The organism is Puniceibacterium antarcticum, from assembly GCF_002760615.1.
GTDB lineage: Bacteria > Pseudomonadota > Alphaproteobacteria > Rhodobacterales > Rhodobacteraceae > Puniceibacterium > Puniceibacterium antarcticum.
The window spans coordinates 24,022-37,644 of sequence record NZ_AWWI01000164.1 but is presented as its reverse complement, the minus strand read 5'-3'; the positions used below and the strand labels follow the sequence as shown (position 1 = coordinate 37,644).

Sequence of the window (13,623 nt, the reverse complement as noted above, 5' to 3'; positions counted from 1 at the left end):
CTCAGCGGCAGATCCCCGTTACCTCGACCCCGTCCCAAGGCAGGCGCACGGCGCGATGCTCCAGCACCTCGTCCAGCCGCGACATCGGCATCGCCTCGGCGATCATCGCATGCAGCCGCTCGGTGCGCGGCGCCTCCGGGTCCAGCAGGGCGCAGCAGACGTATTCCTCGACAATCGCGCCCTGCTGCTCATACCCGTGATTTAGGAAGGTCGCGGGGCTGTCCTCGTCAAACAGATAGGGGTCAGACTGGCTGTGTTCCGACGCCGCGCGCAGCGGGCTGTAACCGGTGCGCTTGCGGTTCTGCCACTGCCAGACATGGGTCATCTCATGGGCGAACAGCATCGCGCTCGCCAGATCAATCTCTTCGGGTAAGGTCCCAAGGAAATCATCGCGATAGAGATCGTCGCGCAGCAGGATGTGGTTGAAGATCGCCATGCCTGCGGGCTGCACCGTCACCATGTCCGCCTCTGGTGCGGGCCAGAGGCGTTCGGAACAGGTCAGCCGGGGCCGGGCCGGGCGCTGATGGGTGATTGCGGCGCCGGGATGACCGTCCACCAGCCGCACCCGCGACGTGTCGGTCTCATCACCCTGCAGCGCCTGCACATAAGCCGTTTCCAGCGGGGTCAGGGGACGACCGCAGGCGGCAAGGGCAAGGATCAGAAACAAGACAGCGCGCATGCCGAGATAGGAGCGTAACTGCCGACACAGGGCAAGAGCCATGGCATCACCACGGCGTGTATCCCCGATGGGAAGCTGGCGGTGTCGTTTGGAACAAGGGAACCCCGCGCCGCCTCTGCGGTCTGCGGGGTTCCCATATAGGCTCAGCGTGTGGCGCGCCGGATCAAAGGGCCGCATGGATCAGGCGGACCGGGGCCGCGCCTGCCTTAGGCACATCCGCTCGCGCCGATTGCAGACGGCAGCACCACGCAACAGGCTCAGTTGACCTTTTTACCGGCGATGGTGGTCGCACTCTTCGCTCCGGAATTGGCGGTGGCGAGCACTTTTACCTTTTCCTTCTTCGGTTTTTTGGTTTCCTTGTTGCCTTTGTTCTTTTCCTTGGACATGGGAGTCATTCCTTCGCACGGGTTCCCGAACGGCTTATGCCCATCGGGTGGATGCTCAGGGTTGGCATGGGACCTGACGGGTCAGGGCGATGTCAGCGGTGAGGCAGCAGGCGGCGCGGGTCTGGCCGTTTTAGGATAAGCCGTCGTGGCGTCCTGCATGATCATAGGTGGGGAAGATCGCGACATTGCACAAGGGGCATCACGCCACCCAAAGCTGTATTTTTGCGCGGCATCGCAGCATGTTGCGGGACGGGGGCGGCCTCTCTGGCTGTCCATGACCCTCGATGAGAAATGCCACAGCTCGCCCCGTCGTGCCTCTGGCGTGATGGCGGGGGCCTTGGTGATGTTAGTGTATGTTTCCAGGGACGGGGTGACCGAGAGATAAAGTGCCAGCCTTAAACCTCAGGAGCGCCCACCCGCAGCCGGGCGCTGTACTGCTGGGTCTTTGGAAGTGGCAGCCACATCCTTAAGATGTCGCGTTATGTTTGGTTGTTCAAGGCGATGCCAAAATCGGCCTTACCCTCGACACTGTTCTGTACGAAGCGAGTGTGCTTTATTGCACAATTGAAAGCAAAGGTTTCCATGCGCCACGGTTTTCCGTCCATGTCAAGAAATCGGTAGGGAGCAAAGCCATTATTAAGTCTTATCAATGCTTCAAGCATCCAGTGGAAACAATCTTGGCGCAGGGTATCGGCTGGCTTTTCATCGTTGTCGAATGCATCGAAAACCCCGTTGGATACAAAGCATAGCTGAGCGCCCTTGTTGGTATCCGTGATATTGATAGAGCGACCATCAGGAAAATGGATCTCAATGCTGTGTGTTTTTGAGTTGAAATCTTTTTCTAATTGGACTGGCAATTGAGCTAAATCAAGATTTCCAATCTCAAACATCCAACTCCTCCACAAACCGGGCGTTCTCCTGAATATACTGATAGCGCAGTTCGGGTTTCTTGCCCATCAGACGTTCGACCAGATCGCTGGTTTCGCCGGCCACGTCTTCGTCGATGGTCACCCGGATCAGCTTGCGGGATTTGGGATCCATCGTAGTTTCTTTCAGGTCCTTCGCATCCATCTCGCCCAGACCCTTGAATCGCTGAACGTCGATCTTGCCCTTGCCGCCCAGACCCTTTTCCATCCACATGTCCTTTTCCGTGTCATCCGACACGTACATCCGCTTGGGTCCCTGCGTCAGGCGGTAGAGCGGCGGGCAGGCGAGGTAGAGGTGCCCGTTGTCGATCAGCGGACGCATCTGGGTGTAAAAGAACGTCATCAGCAGCGCTGCGATATGTGCGCCGTCCACGTCGGCGTCGGTCATGATGATGATCTTGTCATAACGCAGGTCGTCCAGCACAAAACGGCTGCCCATGCCGACCCCCAAGGCCTCGCAGAGGTCCGAGATTTCGGCATTGGTCCCGATTTTGGCCGAGGCGGCGCCAAGCACGTTCAGGATCTTGCCCTTGAGCGGCAGCAGCGCCTGATTTTCCCGCGACCGCGCGCCCTTGGCCGAGCCGCCGGCCGAATCGCCCTCGACGATAAACAGTTCGGTGCCCGCGCGGTTCTTGGCGGTGCAGTCGGTGAGCTTGCCCGGCAGGCGCAGCTTCTTGGTCGCCGTCTTGCGCTGGGTTTCCTTTTCCTGCCGCCGCTTCATCCGCTCTTCGGCGCGCAGCACAAGGAAATCGAGGATGGCGCCGGCGGATTTGGTATCGGCGGCGAGCCAGTTGTCAAAGTGGTCACGCACGGCGGATTCCACCATCCGCGCGGCTTCGGTGGTGGCAAGGCGGTCCTTGGTTTGCCCCACAAATTCCGGCTCTCGGATGAAACAGGACACGAGCGCCCCAGCGCCGGTGGTCAGATCCTCACGGGTGATGTTGCTGGCCTTGCGGTTGTTCACCAACTCGCCATAGGCGCGGATGCCCTTTAGGATCGCCGCCCAAAAGCCGGTTTCGTGTGTACCGCCCTCGGGCGTGGGGACGGTGTTGCAATAGGACTGGATAAAGCCGTCGCGCGACGGGGTCCAGTTGATCGCCCATTCGACCTTGCCCGGCTGGCCGAATTTCTCGCGGAACTCGACGCGGCCTGCGAACGGTTTTTCGGCGTAGGTTGTGGCGCCGCCCATGGTGTCGCTGAGGTAGTCCGAGAGGCCGCCGGGAAAGTGGAATTCCGCCTCCATCGGGGTGTCGCCATCGGGAATCGCGGATTTCCAGCGGATTTTGACGCCCGAGAACAGATAGGCCTTTGAGCGGGCCATCGCGAACAGGCGCGCGGCCTTGAGTTTCAGCGCGCCGAAGATGTCGGGATCGGGGTGGAAGGTGACCGATGTGCCGCGCCGGTTGGGGGCGGCGCCGATCTTGGCCAGTTTGCCCTGCGGGACCCCGCGCGAGAACTCCATGGCAAAGAGTTCCTTGTTCTGCGCGACTTCGACGCGCAGGTGATCGGACAGGGCGTTGACGACCGAGGAGCCGACGCCGTGCAGACCGCCCGAGGTTTCATAGCTGTCGCCCGAGAATTTTCCGCCTGCGTTCAGGGTGCAAAAGATGATCTCGACCGCGGATTTGGTCGGGTCCTTGGGGTGCGGGCCGGTGGGGATGCCGCGCCCGTTGTCGCGCACGGTGACATGGCCGTTGGCGTGGAGTTCGACCTCGATCCAGCTGGCGTGACCGGCGACGGCCTCGTCCATGGAGTTGTCGATGATTTCGGCGACCATGTGGTGCAGGGCGCGGTCGTCCTTGCCGCCGATATACATGCCGGGGCGCAGGCGGACGTGTTCCATATCCTCAAGCACCTGGATCGAGGAGGCATCATAGGTGTCGGACGGCTGTCCGGAGAGGAGGTCTTCGGCCATTGCAGCTGCTCTTTTGTTTGATCTTGGTTGGGGGTCAGTATGTCAGACGGGGCGGGGTGGTGAAAGGCCCTGATCTGACGTCAGGCGCTGCGTCGTCTGTCGGTGGAAGTCGTCGGGGCGCGCCTGTGGCACGCCCCGTTGTCTTGTCACTTCAGCCCGGCGCAGAATTTCTGGATTCGGCTGCAGGCCTCGGTCAGGATGGATTCAGAGGTGGCGTAGCTGACGCGGAAATGTGGCGACAGGCCAAAGGCCGCGCCATGCACGACGGCAACGCCGGTCTCTTCCAGCAGGGCGGTGACAAAGGCCTGATCGCTGTCGATCAGAGCACCACCTGCGCTGGTCTTGCCCAGACATCCGGCGATCGATGGATAGACGTAGAACGCGCCCTCGGGCACCGGGCAGGTGATGCCGGCGGCGTCGTTCAGCATGGCCACGACCAGATCGCGGCGCGCGAGGAATGCTTCGCACCGGGTGGCGAGGAAGTCCTGCGGCCCGTTCAGCGCCTCGACCGCCGCCCACTGGCTGATGGAGCAGGGGTTGGTGGTGGACTGGCTCTGCACCTTGCGCATGGCGGCGATCAGCGGCTCTGGCCCGGCGGCATAGCCGATGCGCCAGCCGGTCATGGCATAGGCCTTGGACACGCCGTTGCAGGTCAGCGTGCGGTCATAGAGACCGGGTTCCACCTGCGCCGGGCTGCAGAATTTGAAGCCGTCATAGGCAAGGTGTTCGTACATGTCATCGGACATCACCCAGACATGCGGGTGACGCATCAGCACATCGGTCAGCGCCTTCAGCTCGTCCCAGGTATAGCCGGCACCCGTGGGGTTGCTGGGCGAGTTGAACAGGAACCACTTGGTCTGCGGGGTGATCGCCGCCTCAAGCGCCTCGGGGGTGAGTTTGAATCCGGTGTCGATGGAGGTTTCGACCACCACCGGCGTGCCGCCGCCCAGCAGGACCATGTCCGGATAGCTGACCCAGTAGGGCGCGGGAATCACCACCTCGTCGCCCGGGTTCAGCGTCGCCATGAAGGCGTTGTAGAGCACCTGCTTGCCACCGGTCGAGACGCTGACCTGCGACGACTGATAGCTCAGCTCGTTTTCGCGCAGGAACTTGGCGCAGATCGCTTTCTTGAGCTCGGGGATGCCGTCGGGGGCGGTGTATTTTGTCTTGCCCGCTGCAATTGCCGCAACGGCGGCGGCCTTGATATTCTCGGGCGTGTCGAAATCCGGCTCGCCGGCGGCCAGCCCGATCACATCCTTGCCGCCTTCGGCCAGTTCGCGGGCGAGCTGTGTTATGGCAACCGTAGGCGACGGTTTTACACGGGCAAGGGTCTTGGACAGAAAGGTCATGGCTGGGTCACCGGGTTTGAATTGGGGCAGGCTTCGTCATAGGGTGCGACCAAGCACCGATCAAGCGGCTTTGGCCGAAAGGGACAGCGATATGAACGACGACAACTGGTACGGCCCTGACGCGGCCACCTTTGGCGACCGTGTGGCGGCAGCGCGTGAAACCAGCGGCATGACGCAGGAACAGTTGGCCAAACGGCTCGGGGTCAAGCTCAGAAGCCTCCAGCAATGGGAGGATGACGTCGCCGAACCCCGCGCCAACCGCCTGTCGATGATGGCGGGCATGCTGAACGTCTCCATGGTCTGGCTTCTGACCGGCGAAGGTGACGGCGTCGACTCGCCCGAGGCAGAGCCGATGTCGGCGGATGCCAGGCAGATGCTGGTGGACATCCGAGACATCCAGACCCACATGAAGCAACAGCTCGACCGTCTGGGGCGGTTGGAAAAGACGCTGCGCAAAACCTTGAAGGACTCGCTATGACCACTCCTGAACCGCGTGAAACCACGATCAAACGCCTGCATATGCGGTCTATGCGGCGCGGGATCAAGGAAATGGATCTGATCCTGATCCGCTATGCCGAGGCACGCCTGAACGGGATGGATCCGCAAGGATTGCAGATTTACGACGCCCTTCTGTCGGAAAATGATCAGGATCTGTATCAGTGGGTGACGGGCCAGATTCCGGCCCCGGATCGCTTTGCACCGCTGGTCGATGACATCCGCAACATAGCGACCGGTTAGCTCATTTTTTAGCAATCCACGGGAATGTTTACGATTTTTTGTCATTTTTCGCCAAATGTCTGCCCAAACAGATCAGGTGGACAAGACAATGAGCATGCATACCCCACTGGGCAAAGGCGCCGACCACGGCTTCATGGCCAGCTATCTTGAGGCACTTGCACTGGTGGAACGGTTGCATCGTCTTTTACTGGACGTGATCAAGGATGAATTCGAACGCGTCGGGGTGCTTGAAATCAACGCGGTCCAGGCGCTGCTGCTGTTCAACATCGGCGATAACGAGGTGACGGCCGGCGAACTCAAGTCGCGCGGCTATTACCAGGGCAGCAATGTCAGCTACAACCTCAAGAAACTTGTCGAAATGGGCTTCATGCACCATCAGCGCTGTGAAATCGACCGCCGCTCGGTCCGTGTCCGCCTGACGGCCCGGGGCCGCGAAATCCGCGATGTGGTGGCGGACCTCTTCGCCCGCCATGCGGAGGGGTTGGAAGCCAAGGGGGTGCTCGGCACGACCGGTGTCGACGAAATAACCGAGTCCCTGCGCCGGATGGAACGCTACTGGACCGATCAGATCCGCTACATCTACTGATCATCGGATCAGGCGCTCTGCCGCGATCCGCGCATGCTCCGGATTTATCTGCCAGGAAAAGACACCCCCCCAGGCGATCAGCACCCGTTGCGCGGATTGTCCTGCAACGGTTGCACTGGGCAGGACAGACCCAAAAGCGTGATCGGCGGGTCCTCATCCCATGCACTCCCTTCTGCGGCCCGCCCTCAACCGCGCGCGCCGCCGTCAGAGCCCGCTGCCTTCACCGCCTTCAGCAGCCTATCCGGACGCAAATACCGCCTCGCCCGCTCTGCCAAGCGCGTGGCGCCTGTTCAACCCAAATACACCCTATGCGGCAAAGCCTGTCACGGTGATATCCTTCTGATCTACATGGCCCGTGACAGAGTGGCCTGACCCGGTCGAAATCCCCTTGGAAGGCAGCAATTTCCCTTGTCATCCAGCCTCCAAATGCCAAATTCCCGTTGTTAGTTTTTAGCATGGCGGCCATTCGTCCAAGATGAGTAATATAACAAAGTTGCATACATTAGTCAGTCAACTTGCAGAGGTAAGGCACCGCCGCTCGCCGAATGGGCGGTTCGGGGAAGCTTCTGCTGTTGCCTGCATTGCCCGCTCAATCTCCTGCACCAGACTGCTGCACGTCGCAGCGCCCCTGTGCCGCGGCTTACAACCCTCGCTCTGCGCCGGTCCCAAGCTGCGGCAGAGCGGTCAGACCCTCCTGATCCGACGGCGCGTCAAGGCGCCGTAACGGTCGAAAACGAAGCGGGGTTTCCCCGACACCACGCCTGCGTCCTCTTCCTGAAGTTTAGTTGATCGCCTGATTTACCGATCTTTTAGCCGACCTGTGCCTTTGAGCTGAATCCCGGATGTAGGACCGTGACATGATGTGCCGCACGCTTTCGCAGCTGATCGCCTTTAGCCTTCTGTTGTTCGCAGCCACCACGGTCCTTGCTGTACCTCTTGCCGCCGCCGAAAACTGGATGAACACCGGCAGCGTGATTGTTGTCGCCACAGATCACGGCGGCCCGCTGCGCGAACGTGCCGAGCTCGTCGAAAAGCTGCGCCGCGAGGGGCGTCGCGTGGAAATCCGCGGACGGAAGTGCCTGTCCTCCTGCACCATGTTTCTGGGGGCGGGAGATGTCTGTGTCAGCCCGCGCACGATCTTTGGCTTTCACGGGCCCAGCAATTACGGGCGCGCCCTGCCAGCCAAACAATTCGAATACTGGTCCAGACGGATGGCCGGATTCTATCCGCCGGAACTGCGCGTTATCTATATGAAAAAATGGCGCTATCTGGGAACGGACTATAAGAGGGTAACCGGACTGGAACTGATCGCGATCGGCTATCCCCCCTGCTAGCGCGTGCCGGCATCCCGTCGTTCCGCGGCTGCGCAAATCGCCCTCAGCCGCGTGTCTCGGGATGGTGCTGCGCACGTGATCCGATGACCATATCGTTGATCTCGCGGAACAGCTTGCGGGTCATGGCGCGCCGGTATCCGGCATACCCGTCAGAGATTTCGACAAAAGCGCCCGGCCCATGGCGCACCACGTCGCGGAAATACTCCTGCACCTGCGGATCGGCGCCCAGCACGGCAAGACCGTTCACGGTCACACCGTCAAAATCGAAATGTTTATAGGCCAGTTCGGGGCCAAAGCCGTCGTTGCTGACCCCGTCACCTGAAACGTCGATCACCCGGCGCGTGCAGTCTGGCCCGCGCTCCAGCAGTGTCGCGCCATAGCCAAGCGCAAATCCCATGGCCGTGGGAAAGTGTGACTCGCTGCGCGGCGCGCGGCGCAGGGTTGTGATGGCGCGGTCGATTTCCGCCTCACCGCGCAGCAGCGTCCAGTCCAGCAGGGTCACAGATTTCTGCCGCCCGCTCCATTCGTAAATCGACAATGCCATGGGCGTGCCCTGCAGGATCGCGCTGCGAATGTCGGTATCGCTCAGTGCGGCGGCCAGCCCGTCCCGCTGCAGCCGATGCTCCTCTTCACTGACAGAAGACGACACATCCAGCGCCAGAACCAGCGCCAACCGGCAGGCATCGGTGCTCTGGGCCAGGGCAGGCCCGGCCCAGAGCAGTGTCACAAGGCAGGCAGCGCGCAGCAATCGCGCGCCTTACCAGTGACCGGTGTTTGCCATGCTGGCCCAGGGTTCCGCAGGGGCCAGCGCATCGCCCTGTTGCAGCAGCTCGATCGACACATTGTCGGGCGAGCGCACAAAGGCCATGTGCCCGTCACGCGGCGGGCGGTTGATGGTCACGCCGTTGTCCTGCAGCGTCTGGCACATGTCGTAGATATTCTCGACCGTATAGGCGAGGTGGCCAAAGTGACGGCTGTCCGACGGCAGACCCTCGTCGCCATCCCAGTTATAGGTCAGCTCGACATCGGCGGTGCCATCGTCCTGATCCGGCGGGCACAGGAAGACCAGCGTGAACCGCCCGCCTTCGCTTTCCGTGCGGCGGCGTTCCTTCAGCCCCAGCAGTTTGAAAAATGCGACAGTCGCATCAAGGTCTTTGACGCGGACCATGGTGTGAAGATAGCGGATGGGCATGAACGTGCTCCTTTGTCTTTTATTTCCGTTGCCCCGGAGTGTAGGCGCCGGGGCCGGAAAGTCGAGGGATCAGGCAGGCGGCTGCCGCCCGATCCCCGTAACGTGGCCGTGTCCGGATCAGAACTGCGACGATAGACCCATTTGCAGACCATAGTCTATGGCCCGGTAGGTCTTGATGTTGGAATCCGACCGGCGCGTGCTCAGCGTGACGTTGGGCACAAAACCGGCAATATTGGCATTCTCGAACCGCAGCGACACGTCGCCCTGCAGCGTATCATCATCGCGATCGCCCGAGGTGACCTCGTTGCGCGCATAATGCTTGCGGCTGGCGCTCAGTCCGAAATCGACCGACGCACCCAGCACCGGCTGTGCCAGACCCAGGTTCACAGCGATCTCGTGATCGGCATAATCAAGGTAATCCTCCGACGAACTGCCCTCGGCATAGTTATAGGCCGCGCTCAGCGTCTGACCCTGTGCCAGCTCTGTCGTAACGCCTGCGGACCCGCGCCAGGCATGGGCATCGGCGCGCCCGTCATAGCCAATCTGCGCCTCGCGCATCGCGCGGAACTGCGCGGTCATGTAGGGCGTAAAGCTGTAGCGCACCGACCCGCCGACATTGAGGTTGGAATAAAGCGAATCTCCCCCCAGAAACACATGCCCCAGCGCCGCTTCTGTGCCCAGAACCAGACCCCCGCCGCCAAGCGTCCAGGACTGGCCGATGCCGGCGGTCAGGCTGGACAGGTTGAAATCGCTGCCTTTCACGCGGGTGCCATCCTCGGACAGGGTCACGCGCCGCTGATAGGCCGACAGGCGCAGATCGGTCCGGGCTGACCCGGTTTCTGCCAGCGTGCGCGACGTCGCAAGGCCCAGTTCGATCATCGACGCCGACAGCGATTTGTCCGAGCTCTGCAGCTCATAGGCAAAGGGCAGCTCCTGCAAGCCGTCCAGCGTGGTCGCAAACCCGTTGTTGATGTTGGACGTGCGCCCCAGACCAAAGGACAGCTGCGTCGACCATCCGGGGGCGGCGGACTGTGCCACGGCGGCGGTTGCAACAAGGGGGAGGAGGCTGAGGCTCAGCGCGATGGGTTTCAACAGCATATCTGGGTTCCATTTCAAGGGATAAGGCACAGTTGCCTGCGGTTAAGCGTCAGTCACGCGATTCTACAAGCATTCCACCCCCGCTCCGCGAATCGTGATGCGCAAAACCGCCCAAGCGCTGAAAACCCGCTGCAAAAGTCACACCACCCCGCCGCATCTGGTGGTTTCTTGCAGCGACTCGCCAAGATATAGTCGCCCTCGACTCATCTGTGCAAAAGGATTCGCCATGCTCCCGTCTTCGTCGCCCTCATCGACCCTCTCAGCGGACCAGCAGGCCGAAATCGACGCGCAGCGTTCTGATCCCCAGACGACCCTGCGCGCGACGGCGCCCGGCATCGAACAGCACCTCTACACCGCCATTCCCGTTCTGGATCACGGCTTTGTCCGCGTCATCGACTATATGGGCGACGACAATGCCATCTGTCAGGCTGCCCGCGTGTCTTATGGGCGCGGCACCAAATCCGTCTCCAACGACGAAGGGCTGATCCGCTACCTCATGCGCCACTGGCACTCGACCCCCTTCGAGATGTGCGAGATCAAGCTGCACGTCAAACTGCCGGTCTTTGTCGCGCGCCAGTGGATTCGCCACCGCACCGCCAACGTCAACGAATATTCGGCCCGCTATTCGATCCTGGACCGGGAATTCTACATTCCCGCCGCCGACAGCCTGAACGCCCAGAGCACGGTGAACAATCAGGGCAGGGGCGAGGCGCTGAGCGGCGAAGAGGCCGAGCGCGTGCTGCGCTATCTGCGCGACGACGCCATGCGCGCCTATGACCACTATGAAGAGATGATCTCGACCGAGGGCCAGCAGGGTCTGGCGCGCGAACTGGCCCGCATGAACCTGCCCGCCAACATCTACACCCAGTGGTACTGGAAGGTGGATCTGCACAACCTGCTGCATTTCCTGCGCCTGCGGGCTGACGCCCATGCCCAGTACGAGATCCGCGTTTACGCCGATGCCATCTGCAACATCGTCGCCGACTGGGTCCCCTTCGCCTACAAGGCCTTCGCCGACTACCGCATGGGCGGCGCGACCTTGTCATCGACTGCGCTTGAGTGTGTGCGCCGGATGCTGAGGGGTGAAGAGGTCACGCAGGACACCTCGGGCATGAGCAAGGGCGAATGGCGGGAGTTTATGGGGGTTATTGGGTGAAGCTAAAAGGCCTGCGCTCCAATGGGTCGCTTGCATTGGGCGTTCTTGTAGGGTTTCTGTGCGCGCTTTTTTTGCTTCTTGGCTTGGGCTATTTCCAATTAATTCCCTTTGAAGATTCAGCGTTTTTGGGTGCAATAGTTGGCGCGATCATAGCCGGTACTATCGGTGTGGCTGGTCAGCTTTTGGTGTTGTGGCAAAACGAACAGAGCCAAGAAATAGAAAGGAGCCTTGTCGAGAGGGCAAAGATTGAGGTTTTGCTCAGCCGAATAGTGAGGATTATAAGTACGCTTGCTCAAGTTCGTGAGCACCTAGAATCGAACGATCCTTTCGACAACATTGTATTAGGAGATCTACAGCCATTGATGAAGCCGCTGAAGATAAATGACCTTCCACAGCGGTTTTCTCCAGAAGAAATAACGCTCTCGCTGGCGCTGTCGGATAGAAAACTCTTTAATTTACTGAATGTTTTGGACAGTATTATCGGGAACTTTCTTTGGTCACAGCGGGAATACGAAGAAAAGGTGTCGGATTTCCTTATCGAAGTGAGAAGCCAAGGTGATTTAGGATATGCTGAAGGTAAATTTTCTGGTTTTGGGAGTGTTGATTTGCCAAAACATCACGAATTGATTGATCTTCAGAAGCATCACATTGACTCAGCATATTCAGGCTTGGTCATAGCAAAAGATGTGTCGGATATATTAGTTCAATACCTAAAAATACGGCACAATGTTGATCTGGCGTTTTCCGACAGACTATCTAAAGAAGATTGGGCTTCTTTGCGTGACGCAGTTGATCTTGGTGAGGATTTAACTGAGGTATAGCGATCCTTGCCAACCCATAAGGCGAGTTTCACGCCGTCAATTCGAAGATAACCCACACGCTACACAAACCGGCCACAACGGCGGGGTAAATCTCTCCACGACGTAACTCAATCAAAAATCACGACCCAGTGGCACCCTATACGCGCCAAAACATGTGCATTCCCCGGCAGTAGTGTTCAGACACCACACCTGTGATCCGCAGCCACCGCCAGACCACCACCTAAAACCCCCACCCGGCACGCCCCTCCCGACGGCCCGCGCGCAAGATTCGCCCCTCACATCCGCAGTTTCCCACCCCCGACTCGCCGGGGGAGGGGGAAGAACAGGCCAAAGCCACCTCCCGAAAGGCAGGGATCGGCGGGCTGGCGCCTGATTCTGCGGGTTCCCTGTTAACAAAAAATTGAGGTTCATAGGCCGGATGCCGCCGCTGCGTGAGCGCTAACAGCCGAATGTGACAGTTTTCACACCCCAAAGGCCGCCATTTCGGCCAGTCTCCGCTGGTTCCATGCCAAATCTTAGAAAGTTGCCGTAAGTGGCTGAAATGCAGCCACGATTCTGTGAACCTCTGCGACTGGAACTGTGATCGAATAGTGTGCATTTACCCCCTGTCACCGGCGACGATACGCCGGGAGCTACTAAATTAAGGACAGAGCATCATGAAACGCACTCTCGTACTCTCCACCGCCCTCGTTGGCGCAATGACCCTTCCCGCCTTCGCTGGCAGCCTGGTTCCCGCAACTGTCGAGCCCGCGCCGATGGCGCCCGCACCCGTCGCAGCACCGATGATGGCGTCCGCTGACTGGACCGGTTTCTCGCTGGGTGCACAAGCGGGCTACGGCGCGTTCGACAGCGAAAACCCCGATGACGACGATGATGCCGGCACATACGGCCTCAAAGGCGGCTACGACTTCGACATGGGCAGCTACGTCCTGGGTCTCGGCATGCAGTATGATGCAACCGACGTTGACCTCGGCGATGCAAATGTCGACGGTATCCTGCGCGCCGGTGGCCGTATCGGTTACGACCTGGGCAAAACCCTGCCGTACTTCGCAGCTGGTTACGCCAAGGCGTTCACCGATGACAGCAGCGTTGGCGATTCCAACGGCTACTACGCCGGTCTGGGCGTCGAGCGTATGCTGACCCGCAGCGTCTCGCTGGGCGGCGAAGTTCTGTACAACAAGTTCGACGATTTCGACAACAGCTTCGAAACCGATGCAACCACTGCAAACGTTTCGGTCAACTACCGCTTCTGATCCCTCCCTGTCAGAAAGCCGCGCGCCCGTCCCCGAAAGGGGGCGGGCGTTTTCGTGTGCGCGTATGGCCGCCATACGGTTTCTATACGTCTGCCATACGCATTCCATACCGCGGTTTTTGTGCCAAACCGGCTATTCTGGCAGGGATTCTGCGGGTTTCGCACGGCAGCTGCCGCCGAACACCCCCACA

General features: G+C 60.2%; 15 protein-coding genes. 7 read left to right on the top strand and 8 right to left on the bottom strand.

Going from position 1 to position 13,623, the window contains the following annotated elements; genetic code table 11:
* Position 1: 1 nt before the first annotated feature.
* The 5 genes from P775_RS22890 to P775_RS22870 form a co-directional block, all read right to left on the bottom strand.
* Positions 2–721: a hypothetical protein gene (locus tag P775_RS22890; RefSeq protein WP_342749686.1), complete on the bottom strand. Its 720-nt coding sequence runs from the start codon at positions 719–721 to the stop codon at positions 2–4.
* A 215-nt stretch (positions 722–936) separates the two neighbouring features.
* Positions 937–1,065 carry a hypothetical protein gene (locus P775_RS29490; protein WP_099913154.1) on the bottom strand — a complete coding sequence of 43 codons (129 nt, stop codon included), beginning with the start codon at positions 1,063–1,065 and terminating at the stop codon, positions 937–939.
* Positions 1,066–1,544: 479 nt separating this feature from the next.
* Positions 1,545–1,955, bottom strand: a complete 411-nt coding sequence (locus tag P775_RS22880; RefSeq protein ID WP_099913153.1) for a hypothetical protein — start codon at positions 1,953–1,955, stop codon at positions 1,545–1,547.
* Positions 1,948–3,906 carry a DNA gyrase/topoisomerase IV subunit B gene (locus P775_RS22875; protein WP_099913152.1) on the bottom strand — a complete coding sequence of 653 codons (1,959 nt, stop codon included), beginning with the start codon at positions 3,904–3,906 and terminating at the stop codon, positions 1,948–1,950. The genes P775_RS22880 and P775_RS22875 overlap by 8 nt, the downstream gene beginning before the upstream one ends.
* 146 nt (positions 3,907–4,052) lie before the next feature.
* Positions 4,053–5,255 carry a pyridoxal phosphate-dependent aminotransferase gene (locus P775_RS22870; RefSeq protein WP_099913151.1) on the bottom strand — a complete coding sequence of 401 codons (1,203 nt, stop codon included), beginning with the start codon at positions 5,253–5,255 and terminating at the stop codon, positions 4,053–4,055.
* A gap of 91 nt (positions 5,256–5,346) precedes the next feature.
* Between P775_RS22870 and P775_RS22865 the strand changes: the two genes are divergently transcribed.
* The 4 genes from P775_RS22865 (at position 5,347) to P775_RS22850 (ending at position 7,913) form a co-directional block, all read left to right on the top strand.
* Complete coding sequence (locus P775_RS22865; protein ID WP_099913150.1) at positions 5,347–5,733, top strand: helix-turn-helix domain-containing protein; 387 nt, start codon at positions 5,347–5,349, stop codon at positions 5,731–5,733.
* Positions 5,730–5,993 carry a succinate dehydrogenase assembly factor 2 gene (locus P775_RS22860; protein WP_099913149.1) on the top strand — a complete coding sequence of 88 codons (264 nt, stop codon included), beginning with the start codon at positions 5,730–5,732 and terminating at the stop codon, positions 5,991–5,993. The genes P775_RS22865 and P775_RS22860 overlap by 4 nt, the downstream gene beginning before the upstream one ends.
* 88 nt (positions 5,994–6,081) lie before the next feature.
* Entirely contained in the window at positions 6,082–6,579 is a 498-nt protein-coding gene (locus P775_RS22855) for a MarR family winged helix-turn-helix transcriptional regulator (protein ID WP_099913148.1), read from the top strand.
* An 857-nt stretch (positions 6,580–7,436) separates the two neighbouring features.
* Complete coding sequence (locus P775_RS22850; protein WP_099913147.1) at positions 7,437–7,913, top strand: hypothetical protein; 477 nt, start codon at positions 7,437–7,439, stop codon at positions 7,911–7,913.
* Between the two features lie 43 nt (positions 7,914–7,956).
* Here the strand turns inward: P775_RS22850 and P775_RS22845 are convergent, their stop codons facing one another.
* From P775_RS22845 to P775_RS22835, 3 genes are all read right to left on the bottom strand, one after another.
* Positions 7,957–8,661 (bottom strand): DUF1194 domain-containing protein, encoded by a 705-nt coding sequence (locus P775_RS22845; protein WP_099913146.1) that lies wholly within the window; start codon positions 8,659–8,661, stop codon positions 7,957–7,959.
* 9 nt (positions 8,662–8,670) lie between these two features.
* Positions 8,671–9,105 carry a VOC family protein gene (locus tag P775_RS22840; RefSeq protein ID WP_099913145.1) on the bottom strand — a complete coding sequence of 145 codons (435 nt, stop codon included), beginning with the start codon at positions 9,103–9,105 and terminating at the stop codon, positions 8,671–8,673.
* Between the two features lie 117 nt (positions 9,106–9,222).
* The gene (locus P775_RS22835; RefSeq protein WP_099913144.1) at positions 9,223–10,203 is read right to left on the bottom strand and encodes a surface lipoprotein assembly modifier; all 981 of its coding nucleotides are present in this window, start codon (positions 10,201–10,203) and stop codon (positions 9,223–9,225) included.
* Between the two features lie 226 nt (positions 10,204–10,429).
* Between P775_RS22835 and thyX the strand changes: the two genes are divergently transcribed.
* The 3 genes from thyX (at position 10,430) to P775_RS22820 (ending at position 13,433) form a co-directional block, all read left to right on the top strand.
* On the top strand, positions 10,430–11,359 hold the full coding sequence (gene thyX / locus P775_RS22830; protein ID WP_099913143.1) for an FAD-dependent thymidylate synthase: 930 nt from the start codon (positions 10,430–10,432) through the stop codon (positions 11,357–11,359).
* A complete protein-coding gene (locus P775_RS22825; RefSeq protein WP_099913142.1) occupies positions 11,329–12,180 on the top strand; it encodes a hypothetical protein in 852 nt (283 codons plus the stop codon). Before thyX ends, P775_RS22825 begins: the two co-directional genes overlap by 31 nt.
* Positions 12,181–12,836: 656 nt before the next feature.
* Positions 12,837–13,433 (top strand): outer membrane protein, encoded by a 597-nt coding sequence (locus P775_RS22820; RefSeq protein ID WP_180287547.1) that lies wholly within the window; start codon positions 12,837–12,839, stop codon positions 13,431–13,433.
* Positions 13,434–13,623: the final 190 nt, after the last annotated feature.

Excerpts from the sequence above, each read along its gene's own strand:
- P775_RS22890 (WP_342749686.1), bottom strand. The coding sequence starts at position 721 with ATGGCTCTTGCCCTGTGTCGGCAGTTACGCTCCTATCTCGGCATGCGC.
- P775_RS29490 (WP_099913154.1), bottom strand. The coding sequence starts at position 1,065 with ATGTCCAAGGAAAAGAACAAAGGCAACAAGGAAACCAAAAAACCGAAG.
- P775_RS22880 (WP_099913153.1), bottom strand. The coding sequence starts at position 1,955 with ATGTTTGAGATTGGAAATCTTGATTTAGCTCAATTGCCAGTCCAATTA.
- P775_RS22875 (WP_099913152.1), bottom strand. The coding sequence starts at position 3,906 with ATGGCCGAAGACCTCCTCTCCGGACAGCCGTCCGACACCTATGATGCC.
- P775_RS22870 (WP_099913151.1), bottom strand. The coding sequence starts at position 5,255 with ATGACCTTTCTGTCCAAGACCCTTGCCCGTGTAAAACCGTCGCCTACG.
- P775_RS22865 (WP_099913150.1), top strand. The coding sequence starts at position 5,347 with ATGAACGACGACAACTGGTACGGCCCTGACGCGGCCACCTTTGGCGAC.
- P775_RS22860 (WP_099913149.1), top strand. The coding sequence starts at position 5,730 with ATGACCACTCCTGAACCGCGTGAAACCACGATCAAACGCCTGCATATG.
- P775_RS22855 (WP_099913148.1), top strand. The coding sequence starts at position 6,082 with ATGAGCATGCATACCCCACTGGGCAAAGGCGCCGACCACGGCTTCATG.
- P775_RS22850 (WP_099913147.1), top strand. The coding sequence starts at position 7,437 with ATGATGTGCCGCACGCTTTCGCAGCTGATCGCCTTTAGCCTTCTGTTG.
- P775_RS22840 (WP_099913145.1), bottom strand. The coding sequence starts at position 9,105 with ATGCCCATCCGCTATCTTCACACCATGGTCCGCGTCAAAGACCTTGAT.
- P775_RS22835 (WP_099913144.1), bottom strand. The coding sequence starts at position 10,203 with ATGCTGTTGAAACCCATCGCGCTGAGCCTCAGCCTCCTCCCCCTTGTT.
- thyX (WP_099913143.1), top strand. The coding sequence starts at position 10,430 with ATGCTCCCGTCTTCGTCGCCCTCATCGACCCTCTCAGCGGACCAGCAG.
- P775_RS22825 (WP_099913142.1), top strand. The coding sequence starts at position 11,329 with ATGGCGGGAGTTTATGGGGGTTATTGGGTGAAGCTAAAAGGCCTGCGC.
- P775_RS22820 (WP_180287547.1), top strand. The coding sequence starts at position 12,837 with ATGAAACGCACTCTCGTACTCTCCACCGCCCTCGTTGGCGCAATGACC.